General features: G+C 73.2%; 18 protein-coding genes. 15 read left to right on the forward strand and 3 right to left on the reverse strand.

What is annotated here, in order from left to right; genetic code table 11:
• The coding region (locus tag AB0P35_RS39015; RefSeq protein WP_363520700.1) for a hypothetical protein at positions 1 to 190 on the forward strand (190 nt) is incomplete at its 5' end.
• Here AB0P35_RS39015 and AB0P35_RS39020 read toward each other — a convergent pair.
• Complete coding sequence (locus tag AB0P35_RS39020; protein WP_095877511.1) at positions 169 to 480, reverse strand: hypothetical protein; 312 nt, start codon at positions 478 to 480, stop codon at positions 169 to 171. The two genes, AB0P35_RS39015 and AB0P35_RS39020, sit on opposite strands and share 22 nt — an antisense overlap.
• Positions 481 to 663: 183 nt before the next feature.
• On the opposite strand from AB0P35_RS39020, the gene AB0P35_RS39025 reads away from it, so the two are divergent.
• Entirely contained in the window at positions 664 to 1,299 is a 636-nt protein-coding gene (locus tag AB0P35_RS39025) for an HAD family phosphatase (RefSeq protein WP_095877512.1), read from the forward strand.
• Here AB0P35_RS39025 and AB0P35_RS39030 read toward each other — a convergent pair.
• A complete protein-coding gene (locus AB0P35_RS39030; protein WP_179419736.1) occupies positions 1,282 to 2,565 on the reverse strand; it encodes a helix-turn-helix transcriptional regulator in 1,284 nt (427 codons plus the stop codon). The genes AB0P35_RS39025 and AB0P35_RS39030 overlap by 18 nt on opposite strands.
• Before the next feature lie 137 nt (positions 2,566 to 2,702).
• Here AB0P35_RS39030 and AB0P35_RS39035 point away from each other — a divergent pair, with 137 nt between their 5' ends.
• The 9 genes from AB0P35_RS39035 to AB0P35_RS39075 all read left to right on the forward strand — a co-directional run bounded on the left by AB0P35_RS39035 (position 2,703) and on the right by AB0P35_RS39075 (position 9,948).
• Positions 2,703 to 3,467, forward strand: a complete 765-nt coding sequence (locus AB0P35_RS39035) for a 6-carboxytetrahydropterin synthase (protein WP_095877513.1) — start codon at positions 2,703 to 2,705, stop codon at positions 3,465 to 3,467.
• Positions 3,464 to 4,189 (forward strand): 7-carboxy-7-deazaguanine synthase QueE, encoded by a 726-nt coding sequence (locus tag AB0P35_RS39040; RefSeq protein WP_095877514.1) that lies wholly within the window; start codon positions 3,464 to 3,466, stop codon positions 4,187 to 4,189. The genes AB0P35_RS39035 and AB0P35_RS39040 overlap by 4 nt, the downstream gene beginning before the upstream one ends.
• Positions 4,179 to 4,694: a phosphoribosyltransferase family protein gene (locus tag AB0P35_RS39045; protein WP_095877515.1), complete on the forward strand. Its 516-nt coding sequence runs from the start codon at positions 4,179 to 4,181 to the stop codon at positions 4,692 to 4,694. The genes AB0P35_RS39040 and AB0P35_RS39045 overlap by 11 nt, the downstream gene beginning before the upstream one ends.
• The gene (locus AB0P35_RS39050) at positions 4,691 to 5,797 is read left to right on the forward strand and encodes a glycosyltransferase family 4 protein (RefSeq protein ID WP_363520706.1); all 1,107 of its coding nucleotides are present in this window, start codon (positions 4,691 to 4,693) and stop codon (positions 5,795 to 5,797) included. The genes AB0P35_RS39045 and AB0P35_RS39050 overlap by 4 nt, the downstream gene beginning before the upstream one ends.
• Before the next feature lie 86 nt (positions 5,798 to 5,883).
• A complete protein-coding gene (gene folE, locus AB0P35_RS39055) occupies positions 5,884 to 6,507 on the forward strand; it encodes a GTP cyclohydrolase I FolE (RefSeq protein WP_363520708.1) in 624 nt (207 codons plus the stop codon).
• Positions 6,504 to 7,253 carry a thymidylate kinase gene (locus tag AB0P35_RS39060; RefSeq protein ID WP_363520711.1) on the forward strand — a complete coding sequence of 250 codons (750 nt, stop codon included), beginning with the start codon at positions 6,504 to 6,506 and terminating at the stop codon, positions 7,251 to 7,253. Before folE ends, AB0P35_RS39060 begins: the two co-directional genes overlap by 4 nt.
• Entirely contained in the window at positions 7,168 to 8,211 is a 1,044-nt protein-coding gene (locus tag AB0P35_RS39065) for a radical SAM protein (RefSeq protein ID WP_363520714.1), read from the forward strand. The genes AB0P35_RS39060 and AB0P35_RS39065 overlap by 86 nt, the downstream gene beginning before the upstream one ends.
• Positions 8,204 to 9,295 (forward strand): aminotransferase class I/II-fold pyridoxal phosphate-dependent enzyme, encoded by a 1,092-nt coding sequence (locus AB0P35_RS39070; RefSeq protein WP_363520717.1) that lies wholly within the window; start codon positions 8,204 to 8,206, stop codon positions 9,293 to 9,295. The genes AB0P35_RS39065 and AB0P35_RS39070 overlap by 8 nt, the downstream gene beginning before the upstream one ends.
• Positions 9,283 to 9,948, forward strand: a complete 666-nt coding sequence (locus tag AB0P35_RS39075) for a 3'-5' exonuclease (RefSeq protein WP_257019556.1) — start codon at positions 9,283 to 9,285, stop codon at positions 9,946 to 9,948. The genes AB0P35_RS39070 and AB0P35_RS39075 overlap by 13 nt, the downstream gene beginning before the upstream one ends.
• Positions 9,949 to 9,957: 9 nt before the next feature.
• On the opposite strand, the gene AB0P35_RS39080 is transcribed toward AB0P35_RS39075, so the two are convergent.
• Positions 9,958 to 10,452, reverse strand: a complete 495-nt coding sequence (locus AB0P35_RS39080) for an NUDIX domain-containing protein (RefSeq protein WP_363520722.1) — start codon at positions 10,450 to 10,452, stop codon at positions 9,958 to 9,960.
• 147 nt (positions 10,453 to 10,599) lie between these two features.
• Between AB0P35_RS39080 and AB0P35_RS39085 the strand changes: the two genes are divergently transcribed.
• From AB0P35_RS39085 to AB0P35_RS39100, 4 genes are read left to right on the forward strand one after another with little or no spacing between them, the layout of a single operon-like run.
• Positions 10,600 to 11,583: a hypothetical protein gene (locus AB0P35_RS39085; RefSeq protein WP_363520725.1), complete on the forward strand. Its 984-nt coding sequence runs from the start codon at positions 10,600 to 10,602 to the stop codon at positions 11,581 to 11,583.
• Positions 11,580 to 13,178 carry a PEP/pyruvate-binding domain-containing protein gene (locus AB0P35_RS39090; protein WP_363520727.1) on the forward strand — a complete coding sequence of 533 codons (1,599 nt, stop codon included), beginning with the start codon at positions 11,580 to 11,582 and terminating at the stop codon, positions 13,176 to 13,178. Before AB0P35_RS39085 ends, AB0P35_RS39090 begins: the two co-directional genes overlap by 4 nt.
• Entirely contained in the window at positions 13,175 to 13,819 is a 645-nt protein-coding gene (locus AB0P35_RS39095) for an HAD family phosphatase (protein WP_363520729.1), read from the forward strand. Before AB0P35_RS39090 ends, AB0P35_RS39095 begins: the two co-directional genes overlap by 4 nt.
• The gene (locus tag AB0P35_RS39100; RefSeq protein WP_218835841.1) at positions 13,803 to 14,438 is read left to right on the forward strand and encodes a PIG-L deacetylase family protein; all 636 of its coding nucleotides are present in this window, start codon (positions 13,803 to 13,805) and stop codon (positions 14,436 to 14,438) included. The genes AB0P35_RS39095 and AB0P35_RS39100 overlap by 17 nt, the downstream gene beginning before the upstream one ends.
• The last annotated feature ends 178 nt before the right edge of the window (positions 14,439 to 14,616 follow it).

Genomic DNA, 14,616 nt, shown 5'->3' on the forward strand with positions numbered 1-14,616 from the left:
GTGCGCAGGGGGCTGGGTCGGCCCGCTCCCCGGTGGCATGCTGGGGCCGAGCGTCCCCGCCGACGTCGGGGACGGTGTCGCACCCGCTTCCGCCCCGGCCGTGCAGGAGGTCCCCCGCGTGCCCACCACGTCGTTCACCTACGCCTGGTGCTTCGACCACGGCAGACTTCACGCCTTCCCCGACAGCTGACCGACCGTCCGGCACAAACGGCCACGGTCCATCGTGGTCTGGGGCTGGCCCAGCAGGGTCCGCAGTTCCGCGACATCGACGGCGAGGACGCCGAGCCGGGCGGCGGGGGCCTGACCCCCGTAGCCGAGCGAGTAGCGGTCGGCCACCTGCTCCCAGTAGTCGAGGTCGGTAGGCGTAGTGCAGCCGGCCAGGGCGGCGTCCAGCGTGTGGCGCTCGTCGGCGAGCTTGCCGAGTGCAGTGGCGGACAGTCCACCGGCGAGGAGGGCCTTGAGGGCCAGGCGCCGCTTCATGGCTTCATCTGTCGAGGGTTCATGGGGCTGCTCCGTAGAACCAGATAGGGCGGGCTTCTCCCAGCGTCGCTGAGCGAGACGAGATAACTACCCGATACCCGCAGAGTGGCAACTGCCCAACGCGTCGTCCCTCGGATCGCCCGAGCACGCCCGGAACTTCACGTTGCGCCGTAGGCTCTGGGGATGAGGAAAGCTGGAGCGTGCGCCTACCGTGGTCTGGTCCTCGACTTCTTCGGCGTCTTGACCTTCAACATGGTCGAAGTGATCTCCGCGTTCGAGGGCCGGGAAGGGATTGCCAGCGGGACCTTCCTTCGTGCCTGGGCCGACCCTCGAGGGCAGGAGCTTTTCCGTCAGCTCGAACTGGCCAGCATCTCCCAGACCGACTGGAACAACGGGTTCGCAGCCCTGATGGATGTGGCGCCGGACAATCTGATGGCCCGGTACCTGCACGATGCCTTCCCGGCTTACCCGGTTATCGAGGTCGCGCGGCAGGCCCGTGCCGCCGGGGTCAGGACGGCGGTGCTGTCGAACAGCCTGGGGCGAGAGCCCTATGACCCCTACGCCGGGTTCGACCTCGCCGGCTCGTTCGACGAGGTGGTGCTGTCGGCCGAGGTTGGTCTGCGCAAGCCGGACCCGGCGATCTTCCGCCTCGTGCTGGACAGGCTCGGCGTGTCGGCCGAGGAGTGCCTGTTCGTCGACGACAGCGAGCAGAACCTGGCCACCGCAGCCGAGCTCGGCATCACCCCGGTGCTCGGCCTGGACGAGAAGGTGGTGGCCCGCCGGCTGCGCGAGTTGCTGCGCCTACCCGGCCTCTTCTAGGAAGTCGCGGACGGGGCGGTAGGCGGTGTGCGGGGCAAGCTTGTCGCGCAGGCCCTTGAGCTGGGAGGCCGACCGGGCGGAGTCGACGGACCCGAGGCAGACGGCCGCGCGGCGGCCGGCGGCGACGGCCGCGTCGAGGTCGTCCTGCGCGAGATGGGCCTCCGCAGCACGGGACAGGTAGATGGCGTGACTGCGGGGGAACTCCTCGTCCCCGGGGTATGCCCGCATGCCGGCCTCGAAGCGGCGCAGCGCCTCGGCCGGGTCGCCGAGGTCGAGTGCTGAGGACCCGGCGATCATCTCGATCTCGCCGTAGGTCACCCAGTACAGGAAGTCGGGGTCGTCGTCCCGGGGCCCCTTGTCCAGGGCTGCGTGCGCCAGGTGGAGCTGGTGCCCTGTTGCCGTCTTCGCCCCGGTCTTCGACAGCGCTCGGGCGGTGCGGGCGGCGAGCATGGCCTCCATCCGCGGGGTGCCCCGTTCCCGGACCGCGGCCCGGGCCGCGTCGAGGAGCGCCACCGCGCGGTCGGCCTGGCCGGGCGTGGAGTAGCACTGCACGGCCGCGAAGGAGAGCGCGTAAGCGCCGCCGATGACGTCGCCGGCTTCGGCGGAGGCCCGCAGGGAGGCGTCGAAATAGCGTTGCGCGGTGCCGGGGCGTCCCTGGTCGAAGCTGCACCACGCCACCTGTCGGGCGGCTTCTGAGGCGATCCGGTACAGACGGGTGGAGGCGTCTCCGGGGTAGCGGCGCGTCTTGAGCAGGGTCACCGCAAGGGACAGCTCGCCGGCCGCTTGTTTGCGGACCTCACCGCTTCCGAGTTCGTCGTCGACCCGGCGTAGGTGGTCCAGGCGGTGTTCGATGTTCGCGAGCAGCCCCAGCCCGCCGCCGGCCGGGGCGGGATGGCCGGGGCGGGTTCGGCCGAGGGCCTTCACCCAGTTCCCGGCCGTGGCCGACAGTGCGACACCGGCGGTGACGAAGCTCCTGCGATCCACTCTTCTCCCATCCACCAGTTCCGCCATGACGGCCAGGGCAGCTCCGTCCTCGCCCCAGCCTGTGGTCGACGGCCCGTCAGCCGCCAGTGTCCGGGCGAATCTGCCACCCGAGCGCAGAACCCGGTCGTAGGCGGCGGCCACGTCGGCGGTCACCGCTCGGTTCCCGTTCTCCACGTTGCGCAGATACGCCGGGCTGAAGCCCACCTCCCGGGCGAAGCGCTCCCAGGACAGGCCGGAGTCTCGGCGTGCCTCTCTCATACCGTTCCGCAGTCGCTCGGACATCGCGACGCTCCTCGGATTTGGGATCGCTCTTGGATCGCCCGGCTCCATTGTCCCTGCCTCGCTGGCGGTGTGTGCTCGTTTCAGCACAGAACGCAACGACAGCGGGCCAGTTGGCCGCCAGTCCAGAAGGGGGCACGATGCCGAACCCCGAATCCCTGCTCCGCCCCTCGCCGCAGGCGGGCACATGCTCTCGGGAGCCGCGCCTGGTCGGCACCTACACCATCGGCAAGCTCGTCGGCTTCGATGCCGCCCGCACCGTGCGCGGTGTCGATGAGAGCGGCCTGATCACCGCAGAGCTATTGCTGACGGCGCGTGAGCTCTCCGGGGCCGGGTTCGTCACGGACTTCGGTGACCTGGCCGCATTCCGCACCCACATCGACACAGCCCTCGACCACCGCGACCTTGACCAGGTGCTCGCCGACACCAGCGACCAGGGCATCGCGGAGCACCTGCACGCATGGGCGGCGGCGAACCTGCCCGACGGCGCCCGCGACCGCCTGCACATGATCCGCGTACTCACCGGCCGGCTCCAGCGCGCCGACGACGCACACAGCGTCCAGTTCAGCGCCCGGCACTGGCTCGACGGCCTGCCGGACGGGCACAAGTGCGGCCGGGAGCACGGCCACGCCTACCTCGTCACCCTGTCGTCCGGACCGGGCGGCGACCGGCTGCTGCCCGTTCCCGGCGAGCTGCGCGATTTGCTGGCATCCGGGTTCGAGGGGAAGGTCCTCAACCGGGTCGTCGGCGTCAACCCGACGTCGGAGCACCTGGCCGCGTACCTTGCCGGGTGGCTGGCCAGCCGCGGCTTGGCGGACGCGCAGGGCCGGTCGTTCGCGGTCCGGGTGTCGGAGACGGAGAGCACCTGGGCCGAGTTCACCCCGGACGCGCTGGTGCCCGCATGACCACGACGGATGTGACCCTGAGCCGGAGTCGGCCGCGGGATGTGCTGGTGTGCGAGGTGTTCGGCCCCACGATCCAGGGCGAGGGCCCATCAGCCGGACAGCTCGCGTCGTTTCTACGCCTGGGCGACTGCAATCTGGCCTGCGACTCCTGTGACACCCCGTACTCGTGGGACTGGAAGCGCTACTCCCGCGTGGAGCAGACCAGCCGCGTGTCGGCCGAGGACGTCGCCGCCGAACTTCTCAGGCACCCGACAAAGCTGGTAATCATCACCGGCGGCGAGCCGATGATGCAGCAGACCCAGCTCCTTCCCACCGCCGACCGCCTCACCGGCGCCGGGCGCCGCATCGAGATCGAGACCAACGGCACGATCGCCCCCGATCCCACATTCGACCAGCACGTCTCGCTCTACGTCGTCTCGCCGAAGCTCGCGCACATGGGCATGCCGGCCTCACGCCGGATCAAGCCCGCCGTACTCGAGGCGTTCCAGGCGACCGGCCGGGCGGTGTTCAAGTTCGTCCTCGACACCCCCGCCGACGTTGAGGAAGTCGCCGCCCTCCAGGACGAGCACGGCTTGGAGCAGGTGTGGGTCATGCCGCAGGCCACCACGGCCGCGGCCGTCATCGCCGGCCTGCGCGCCATCACCGGCCCCGCGATCGAACGCGGCTGGAACGTCTCCGGGCGCCTGCACACCCTCATCTGGGAGGACGAACGTGGCCGCTGACGTCGCCACCAAGGATCTGACATGGGACGACATCGCCGATCAGACCGAACGGATCGCCCGCGCCCTGCGGCCGGGCCCTCTCCCGCAGACGGTTGTCGGCGTGGTGCGCGGCGGCCTGATCCCCGCCGTGATCCTCGCGCACCGGCTCGGCGTCCGCGACGTGCGCGCGCTGGAGATCACCCACACCGTTGACGACTCCACCAACGCGGCGAAGACCGCCCGGCCGGTGACCCGCAACAGCGCCTCGCTGGGAGACGTCGCCGGACGGGACGTCCTAGTGGTCGACGACGTGGCCGGCACCGGCGAAACCCTCGCCGCCGCAGCGCACCTCATCGAGCAGGCCGGTGCGGCTCGGGTGCGCAGCGCGGTGCTGGTGGTCAACACGGCGAACTGGGCCGGTGACCGGCCACCGGCCCAGGCGGTGACCTCGATCGGGGAGACGGTGCGGTGCTGGGTCACCTTCCCGTGGGAGAGCGCCGCGGCGCGGTCGGGGGAGGGCGCGTGAGCACGGTCGCGTTGTGCCTGCTGTCCTACCGGCTGGACCAGCCGTCGGGGATTGACCGGTCCATCGGGGCCCTGGTGGAGGGCCTGCGCCGGCTGGGACACACGCCGCTGGTCCTGGCGGCCGGCCCCGCCCCGCACCGGCTCGAGCCGGGTGTGATCCGGCTGAAGAGTGTCAGCCTGCCGCAGCCGGCGACCAACGCCGACGTGCTCGCCGCCCTCGCCGACCCCCGCCCGGTGGTGGAGGAAGTCCGTGGCATCCTCACCGACTGCCGGGTGGACGCCGTCTGCTGGGGCGACACTCTGTGGGGCTTGGGCTATCTCGACCCGGTGCCCGACGGTGTCACCACGGCCCTGATGGTCCACAAGATCCGGCCCGGCGGTGAGGACCGGTGGCAGCGCGCACTAGCTGCGGCCGACGTCATCTGCCCCGCCAGCGACTACCTCGCGGGCAGTGGTGCCGCGGCGGGTCTGGACACCACCCGCTGGGTGACCGTGCCCAACGCCCTGCACACCCTCCTTGCGCCCACGCCCTCCGGAGAGCGGGAGAAGCTGCGGGAGGCCGGGCCCGTGCGCATCGTCTCGCGTGCCGACCCGGCCAAGGGACTCGCCGAACTCCTTCACGCCCTGCCCGACGGCTGGGGCCGGCCCGTCGAACTGGTCCTCGCCGAGGCCGGCTTCGAGCTCCAGCCCGGCGGACAGGCCCAGACCCTCGCTGCCTGCCGGGCAGTTGCGGCCCGGCGCCCGGACATCGTGTCGGTCCTACCGGCGCTTGGCTGGGCCGAGGTGCCCGGCTTCTTCGCCGGTGCAGCGGCCACCATCATCTCCACCCGCGTGCCGGAGACGTTCTGCTTCACCGCGGCAGAGGCCCTGTCCGTCGGTACCCCGGTGGTCGGCTTCGATCTCGGCAACGTGCCGCGTCTGGCCCGAGCGGCCGGACGCACCGTCCCGCTGGACGCCGGCCCGCAGGCCCTGTGGTCGGCCCTCGGCGACCTGCTGGCCGACCCGGACGGCTACCGGCGGGCGAGTACCGCGGCGCCCGAGCAGGTCGCCCGGTTCACCCCCGAGAAGTCCGCCCGCGCTCTGCTGAACGCCCTGGTCCTGTAGCGCCGCCCACTCGAGCACCGCCGCCGCGCCGCGCGGGCGCACCGCGCGGCCCCGTCGCTCCTTCCCACGGACAAGAGGAGGACCCCGTGTCCCACACCCTGACCATTCCCGCCCCGCCGGCCGCTTCCCGGGCGGCCGCCGGTCCGGTCGACACCGCGGCGGTCGAGGACTGCGTGCGCCAGCTGCTGCGCGCGCTCGGCCAGGACGTCGACCGGCCCGGCCTGCTGGAGACGCCCGCCCGCGTCGCCCGGTTCTGGGCCGAGTTCCTCGGCCACGAGCCGGGCGCCACCGGCACCGTCTTCGAGCACACCGTGCAGGGCGAGGACTGCGTCGCCGTCGGCGGCATCCGCACCGCCAGCATGTGCGAGCACCACCTGCTTCCCTTCACGGTCGAGGTGTCCGTCGCCTACCGCCCCGCCGGGCAGGTGCTGGGCCTGTCGAAGATCGTGCGGATCGTCGAGCAGCAGGCCCACGCCCTGCAGCTGCAGGAGCGCCTCACCGCCCAGGTCGCCGAAGAGATCGCCCGGCTGACGGGCAGCCAGGCGGTCGCGGTTTGGGCGGTGGGCGAGCACCAGTGCATGACGGTGCGCGGAGTGCGCGCCCACGGCGCGCGCACCGCCACCGAGTACCTGCTCCCCGCCCTCGCCCGCGACGCGCCGCTCGCCGAGCGGCTGCGCCGTGCGGCGGCGATGACGGGAGCCGGCCGGTGACCGCCTGGGTGGCGCTGGAAGGGGTGAACGGGGTCGGCAAAAGCCACCTCGGCCGCCGGGCCGCAGCCGTCCTGGGGGAGCGGTGCGCGGCGCTGGTCGAGCTGCCCGACTCCCCGCCCACGGGCCTGCCCGGCCAGGTGATCGCCGCGCTGCACGGCGGCGACCGGTTCCTGCGCACCGGGCACCCGCACACCGAGACGCTGCTGCTGGCCGCGCTCCAGGTCCACCGCTGGGAGGCGTTGGCGCCAGTAGCCGCCGGCCGGGTGGTGCTGGAGGACCGCGGCCCCGCCTCGGTCGCCGTCTACCAGGCCGCCGTGCTCGCCGAGGCGGCCAACGCCACCGATACCTGGGCGCTGCAGCAGGCCCTGGCCATCGAACAGATCATCACCGCCTGGCGACCCGCGCCCACCACCACCGTGCTGCTCACCGACGACCCCGCGGTGTGCCTGGCCCGGTTCGAGGAGCGCACCGGCCAGCCGGCCTGCGCCGACGAGCGGGCGCTGATGGCCCGCGCCGGCCGCCTCTACCACCTGCTCGCCGCCGACCGGCCCGAGCAGTACCTCGTGCTCGACCGACGCGTCCTCGGCGAGGACCAGGCCGTCGAGTCCATCACCGAAGCGTGCCGCACCGCGGCCGCCACGACCCCGGAAGGAGCCACCCGTGAAGCCGATCAGCCTGCTGTGGGGGCTGCGCTCGCACTGCGCCTCCCACGGCTGCCTGTACTGCTACTTCGGGACGATCAGTGAGCACCGCGAGCAGATGCCCACCGTCCCCGGGGTGCTCTCCCACCTGTCGCCGAACGACCTGACCACCGCCGACGTGCTGACCTTCGCCGAGACGCTTCACGACTCGCCCGTGGGCCGGGTGTTCCTCGCCGGCGGCGAGCCGCTGCTGTGGAAGCCGATCATCAAGCTGATCGATGTCCTCAAGGCGGGCGGCCTGGAGGTGGTGGTGTGCACCAGCGGCGTCGCCCTGAACCGCCCGGACCTGCGCGAGCCGCTCATCGAGCTCTGCGTCGACGCCGTGTCGGTGTCGCTGGACAGCGCCGACCCCGTCCATAACGACCGGTGGCGGCCTCCGCGCCGGGAAGGCGACGGCTGGGAGTCCGTCGTGTCGGGCATCAGCGCGCTGATTGCCGCCCGCGGCCGTGGGCCTCGGCCTAAGGTCGGCGTCTACAGCGTCATCACCCGCCGCAACGTCGCCGACATCGTCGCCGTGCCCGAGCTCGCCGCGGCCCTCGGCTGTGACTACGCCGTCCCGCAGCCGATCGCCCTCGAGGCTGATCACCGCCTGGCCGCCGAGCTGTCCCTCACCGCCGAGCACCTGCCCGAGCTGCAACAGCGGTTCAACGACCTGTACGCCGCCGAGCTGCCGCTGATCCTGCCCGAGCGCAGCTACGCGGGCCAGATCGCCTCCGCCGTCGCCCGGCCGACCGATCTCGTACCGGGCTGCTTCGGCGGCGACACTCTGTACTTCGTCCAGCCGGACGGCACGGTGTGGGACTGCCCGTCGTCCCTGAAGATCGCCGCCACCCCGCCCGGCCGCCACCGCAGCATCAAGGGCGCCCATGCGCGGGAGCTGTTCCCCACCCCGACCGGCTGCGGCGCCGACTGCGCGCTGTTCTCCGTCGACTGCGTCAACATGTGGCCGCTCACCGGCTTCCCCGTCCTCGCGCCCACCGGACCGGAGGTCCCCCGTGCCTGAGAACACCGCTCACCGGGCGATGGCCGCCGCCGTCGCCCGCATGCCCGACCCAACGAGCTACCAGGAGGCCACCCTCCTGGAGACCGAGCTCGCCCAGGCCTTCGGCGCCCGCCGGGCCGTCGCCGTCTCCTCCGGCACCGCGGCGATCACCACCGCCCTGGCCGCCTGCGGCATCGGCGCAGGAGACGAGGTCCTGCTGCCCGCCGTCACTGTCGTCATGACCGTCGCAGCCGTCGCAGCGTCCGGCGCCCGCCCGGTGTTCGTCGACGCCGATACTGACGGCCTCGGCATGGACCTGGGGGACGTCGCGGCGAAGACCGGCCCGAACACCAAGGCCGTGGTGGCCGTGCACCTGGCCGGCCGCACCGACGGCATCCACAATCTGGCCGCCTACACCCGCACCGCAGGGCTGCGCCTGGTCGAGGACGCCTGCCAGGCCCAGGGGACCACCACCCGCGGCCGCTCGGCCGGCACCATCGGCGACATCGGCTGCTTCTCCCTCAAGGACGGGAAGATCATCTCCTGCGGGGAGGGCGGCTACCTCCTCACCGACGACGACGTCCTCGCCGACCGGGCCGCCGCCTTCCGCACCCACTGGCAGATCGACGCCCCCGACGCCCCGGCCGGAAGCCGCCTCGGCTTCAACCACCGCCTGGCCGAGCCGCTCGCCGCCCTCGCCCGCCACCACCTCGCCCGCTTCCCCGAAGCCCTGGCCCTGCGCCGGCAGCAGGCCGCCGCCCTGCACCGGGCGGTCGACAACACCCCCGGCCTTGAGCCGATCGCAGCGGCCGAGGAGGAGCAGCCCAACGGCTACGGCGCCCTGTGGCGGCTGACCCTGCCCCGGCCGCGCGCCTTCAGCATCCGCCTGGCCGAGGCGGGTGTGCCCAACAGCGTCGGCACCCACCGACTGACCGCGGCCCACCGCCACCCCGCCGGCGCCCGTTTCGCGACCTGCGATCTTGCCCGCGCGGAGGCTACTGTGGATGCCCTGCTGGCCATCCCCTTCACCGAGCACGACAGCGAACAGGCCATCCAGCAGCGAGCGTTGACGATCCGACAGGAGGCCGCCGCGTGGACCGGTTGATGCAGGACCAGCGCTTCACCGACACGACCTTCGTCGTGATCGACTTCGAGGGACTCACCCCCGCCGGCCGGCCCGCCGAGCCGATCGAGGTCGCGGCCCTCGCACTGCGCGCCGATGGCGGCCAACTGGTCGAGGTCGGACGGTTCGAGTCCCTGATCCGCCCGCCCGCCGACGTCCCCGTCACCGCGTTCGACACCGCGCAGACCGGCATCACCGCGCAGATGCTCGCCGCCGCGCCGACGGCCGCCGAGGTGATGGCCCGCCTGGACGGACGTCTGAGCGTGCCCCCGTACAAGCTGGTCGCCCACCACGCCTCGACCGAGGCCGGAATGATCGCCCACCAGGCCGGGCACTGCCCCACCCTTGCCTCCACACCGCTCCTGGACACGGTGCGCCTCGCGAAGGCCGTACTGCCCGGCCTCGGCACCTACCGTCTGGACAACCTGCTCAGCTACTACGGCATCACGCGGCCTGCTGACCGGCACCGGGCGATGCCGGACGTCGAGGTCACGGCCCAGCTCCTGGCCCGGCTGCTGGCCGACGAGGGTGCCGCCGGCCGGTGGCGCACCCTCCTCGACCTCGACGCGGCCGCCGGGCTGCAGCCCAAGCGCCTCAGCCCCGAACCGGTGCTGGAGCAGAGCGCCCTGTTCTGACCCCCGGGCTCACGCCGCAAGGCGCAGCGCCCCGTCCGCGATCATCGCGAAGAGCTGCTTCACCTGCAGACGTGAGTCCTCCGACAGGCCCTCGGCTTCGGCGATCTCCTGCTCGGTGAACCACCGCACCTCGTGCACCGCGCCCTGGTCCACCGTGCCGTCGTGGACCTGGGCCACGAAGACGTGGTCGACGTGGACGTGCGGCTCGCGGGTGTGGTTGTCGGCGCAGGCGTCCATCTCGACCACCCACCACGGAGCGGGAACCGCGCTGTGCGGGAACCCGGCCGGAAGAGGCAGCGACGGGCCGGGCAGCAGTTCGGCCCGCAGCCCCGTCTCCTCCCCGACTTCGCGCAGCGCGGCCTCTGCCGCACTCTCGTCCGCCTCCACGTGCCCGCCGGCCGGCAGCCACAGCTCCAGCCGCGGGTGCCACACCAGAGCTGTCCTACGGACGCCGTCCCCGTCGGTGCGGAAGACGAACGCGCTGGCCGTCGATTCCTTGATCACTTCTACTCCTCGGCATTCGGCCCACGGCGCCGCCCGGGCCCACCCCCGGGTGGCAGGGGCCGAGCCTTTCACACCCCGCACTACCTCCATGACCAAACGTCACCGATCCGGCCACCGCGCCGCCCGGCCCCGGCAAGGGAGAAACCCGTGGAGAGAGTCTGGAAGGGCCTGCTCACCTGCGACTACGAGCACACCCGGCCCGGCAGCACCGCGCTGGAGCTCGACCTGTACACCACCTCACTCACCCGCTGGCCGCTGGTCTTCATGGACGACCCCCGCCCGTACGGGCGACTGCGGCGCGCAGGCATCGTCGACATCCCCGAGAGCGACCACCTCGCCCTCACCGACGGCTGGCACCACCTGCTCGCCGACCCCGCCTACGCCGCCGCGATGGTCACCGCCGCCGAGCAGCGGCACCAGCGCGCCGACGCCGCCCTCCTTGCCCTGGAGCACCAGCTGGACCGTGGCGCGGCGGCCGAGCGGCAGCTGGCCGCCGCGACCGAGGCGTTCCTCGGCGTGATGAGCGCCCACATCGTCAACTGGCTCCTTCCCGACGACCAGTGGCAGGAGCTGCTCGCCGGCCTGCTCGGAAGTGACGCCGACGGACGGGCCTGCCGCCTCGCGTTGAACACCCCCGATGTCACTGGTCACCTCCTGGACGCCCACCTGGTGCTCCTGGACGGCGCCGCCGCGCTCGCAGACGGCGCCGACCTCGCCACCGCGGCCGACAGCCTCGCCGCCCGTGCCGGAACCCTGTACGGCGACGGTTCCCCGGCCGCCGCCGCGATGCCGCTCGAGGACCGTGCCCGTGCCGCCCACTTGCTCACCGCCGCCGCCGCCACCGACACCGCCGGCCAGCGCAACCTCATCGACGCATCGCGCCGCCGAGCGGTCCATCTGCGCGACGCGTGGGTGCTGGCCGCCCGGCTCGCCGCCGCCGGTGATCCAGCGGCCACCGCGCGGGTGGCGGCGCTGGCCTGCGTGTGCCGGTGGGCGGCCGGGAGCGAGGAGACCCGCAAGGTCCAGCGGCACCGCTTCCTCGCCGCCGCCCGCCGCTGGTGCGCACTCCGCAACACCGACCCCGCCACCGTCACCACCGCCGACCTGCTGGCCCCGGGAGCCGCCCGATGACCGCCACCGACCTGCCCTCACTCGACCAGGACCTGCACACCGCGACCGCCGGGACGAAGGCCACCATCCTGGCCCGTCTGGCCGCCGCCGGCCTGCCCGTCCCCGCCGGGATCGTCATCCCCGTCGACCACCCCGACGAGTGTCTGCCGAATGCCGTCGCCGAGATCCTCGCCCGATGCCCCGGCCCCCACGGGCTGATCGCCCGCTCCTCCGCGGTCGCCGAGGACGGCGCCACCGCCTCCTTCGCCGGCCTCTACACCTCCCGCATCAGCCCCGCCCACCCCGACGCGCTTCTCGAAGCCGTCCGCGCCGTCCGCGCCTCCGCCCACCACCCGACCGTCACCGCCTACAGCCAGGCCCGGGGCGTCATCGCCTTGCCGCGCATGGCCGTTCTCGTGCAGCCCGCCCTGCGCCCGGCCTGCTCGGGTGTCCTGGCCGCCGACGTCACCGACGGCCTGTGCACCCGCTGGCGGATCGAGGCCCTCCGCGGCCTGGCCGAGCCGCTCGTCAGCGGCACCCAGACCGGCGAGACCCACACCGCCAGCCAGGGCCACCACACAACCGTCCGGCCCACCGTCCAGGAGACCATCCAACTGCCCGCAACACGCGAGGAGTTGGAGATTCCCCCGGGCGAATGGGTCCACTTCGACCCGGCCGGCTCCGTCCGGGCGAAGATCCAGACGTCCGACGCCGGCGTGCTCCACCTCTACATGCCGGCCGAACTGGCCGACCGCCCCGTGCTCACCCCCGAGGCACGCGAGCGGCTACTCGCCGCCGCCGCCACGGCCGCCACCGTCCTCGGCCTGCAGCACATCGACGTCGAGTGGGCGATCGATCTCCACGGCAGGCTCCACCTCGTCCAGGCCCGCCCGCTCACCGCGCCCCTCACCGACCACGCCCCCGACAGTCAGGCAGTCGCCGCCGACGACCAGGTGCTTCACGGGATCGCAGCCGCGCCCGGACACGGCACCGGACCCACCGTCCGCACGCGGAGCGCCGACCTCGCCAACCAGGTCCTGGTCTGCCAGGCGCTCGGCCCCGAAGCGGTCCCGGCGCTGCTCACCGGTCCGGCCGCCGTCGTGGCCACCACCGGCGGCGAGCTCTCCCATACCGCGATCATCACCCGCGAACTCGGCATCCCCTGCGTCACCAACGTCACCACCGCGCTGACCGCCCTGATCCCCGGTGCCGTCGTCGAGGTCGACGGCGGCGCCGGCACCGTCCGCCCGGCCCCGACCGTTCCCGCCCAGCGCACCGCCCAGGACACTGGGCCGCTCAGCGCCACCGCGGTCCTCACCCGCACCCTGGCGCAGCCCGCGCCCGACGACGGCCGCGCCGCGACCCTGCTCTGGCACGACCCCAACGGCCCCGCCCCCGATCTGGCCACCTTCGGCACCGCTGGCCCGCACCCCGTCGGCGTGCTGCTTCCCGGCGACCACCCGGCCCCCGTCACCATCCCGGCCGGATGCTGCCCGATCCGACTGCCCGGCCTGGGCATGCTGCTGTGGCCGCAGGACGCCCCGCCCCCGCCCACCGAGATCGCCGTCCTCGGCCCCAACCGGCAGATCCTCCACCGCAGGACGGTGTCCCGGTGACTGATCCAGTCCCCCTTCTCCGTGGCGCGCAGGCGCTGATCGTGGACTGGGACGGCACCGTGGTGGACAACACCGCCGCCCGCCACGCCGCCCTGCAAGCCGCCCTCGCCCCACACGGCATCCCGGTCCCCGCCGAGCGCTACCGGGCTCTGGCCGGCCTGCCCGTGCACGAGGTGATCGCCCAGCTCGCCTCCGACGCCGCTCTCCTTCCTCCCCCGGCCGAGGAGGTCGTGGCGCGCAGCCGGGGCGCCCTGCTCGCCGGTCCGGCGCCGCACCCCCTCCCCTGCACCCTCAACCTGCTGCACACCGCCCGCAGCCTCGGCATCCCGCTGGCCGTAGCCTCCAGCGCCGCCGCGGTTCTTGTCCACGACGGCGTCCAGCGGCTCGGGCTGCAAGCACTGCTGTCCGTTGTCGTCACCCTCGACGACGTGCCCCGGGGCAAGCCCGCCCCCGACGCCTACCTGGAAGCCGCGCGCCGCCTCGGCGCCGCTCCGGTCCGGTGCCTGGCCGTCGATGACGCCGAGGACGGCATCTCAGCGGCGCTCGCCGCCGGCATGCGAACCCTCACCGTCCATCACGGCCGCCTCGTCCCGGCCACCCCCGCCAACACCCCAGGAGCTGTCCGTGCCGCGCAACCCTGACGACCAGCTGGCAGGACCACAGTCCGTGCTCGCCGTGTTCGCCCACCCCGACGATGCCGAGCTCTGGGCCGGCGGCACCCTCGCCCTCCACGCCCAGCACGCACCCGTCCACATCGCCGTCCCCCTCCACGACCCGGTCCGCGACGCTGAAGCCCAAGCCGCAGCGGCCGTTCTCGGCGCCACCCTCCACCAACCCCCGAACCTCACCCCGGCCGCGATCCGGGCCCTGCTCGTCGAGCTGACGCCGCACGTGGTCATCACCCACCCCGTCCACGACACCCACACCGCCCACCGGCGCACCGCCGAGGCCGTCCTCGAAGCCCTGCCCGAGGCAAAGATCGAAACCGGCCGGCCGCGCCGTCTCTACAGCTGCGACACCTACAACTCCCTCACCACCAGCGGCCAGGTCACCCCCACCGCAATGGTCGACGTCACCACCACCTTCCCCACCAAGATGCAGGCCCTGCGCTGCCACAAGTCCCAGCCCATCGACAGCCACTTCGGCCCCATGGCTGAAGACCTCGCACGCCTGTGGGGACGGCGCAGCGGCGCCGAATACGCCGAGGCGTTCACCGCCCTGCCCGTCCTCGGCCGCCTGCCCGGCACTCCCCACCTGTGAGACCCGGCGGCGAAAGGTCGCGAACAGGCGCGGTTGCTGCGGGGCTCGTGGTGAGTGCCACCCGCCGCGGTACACACGAGCCCCGGGCCCGCACCCGCCAGCGGGCCCGTGCAACGGCCCGCTGGCGGGTGCGGGCGAGCACGACGAATTCCGCTTCGCCGGCGTCGACGACTGGGCC

The sequence above is a fragment of the Kitasatospora sp. NPDC085879 genome, from assembly GCF_040686255.1.
Taxonomy (GTDB): Bacteria; Actinomycetota; Actinomycetes; order Streptomycetales; family Streptomycetaceae; genus Kitasatospora.

What these genes read in the sequence shown, in the direction of transcription:
- AB0P35_RS39020 (WP_095877511.1), bottom strand. Translation starts at nt 480, where the DNA reads ATGAAGCGGCGCCTGGCCCTCAAGGCCCTCCTCGCCGGTGGACTGTCC.
- AB0P35_RS39025 (WP_095877512.1), top strand. Translation starts at nt 664, where the DNA reads ATGAGGAAAGCTGGAGCGTGCGCCTACCGTGGTCTGGTCCTCGACTTC.
- AB0P35_RS39040 (WP_095877514.1), top strand. Translation starts at nt 3,464, where the DNA reads ATGACCACGACGGATGTGACCCTGAGCCGGAGTCGGCCGCGGGATGTG.
- AB0P35_RS39090 (WP_363520727.1), top strand. Translation starts at nt 11,580, where the DNA reads ATGACCGCCACCGACCTGCCCTCACTCGACCAGGACCTGCACACCGCG.
- AB0P35_RS39035 (WP_095877513.1), top strand. Translation starts at nt 2,703, where the DNA reads ATGCCGAACCCCGAATCCCTGCTCCGCCCCTCGCCGCAGGCGGGCACA.
- AB0P35_RS39030 (WP_179419736.1), bottom strand. Translation starts at nt 2,565, where the DNA reads ATGTCCGAGCGACTGCGGAACGGTATGAGAGAGGCACGCCGAGACTCC.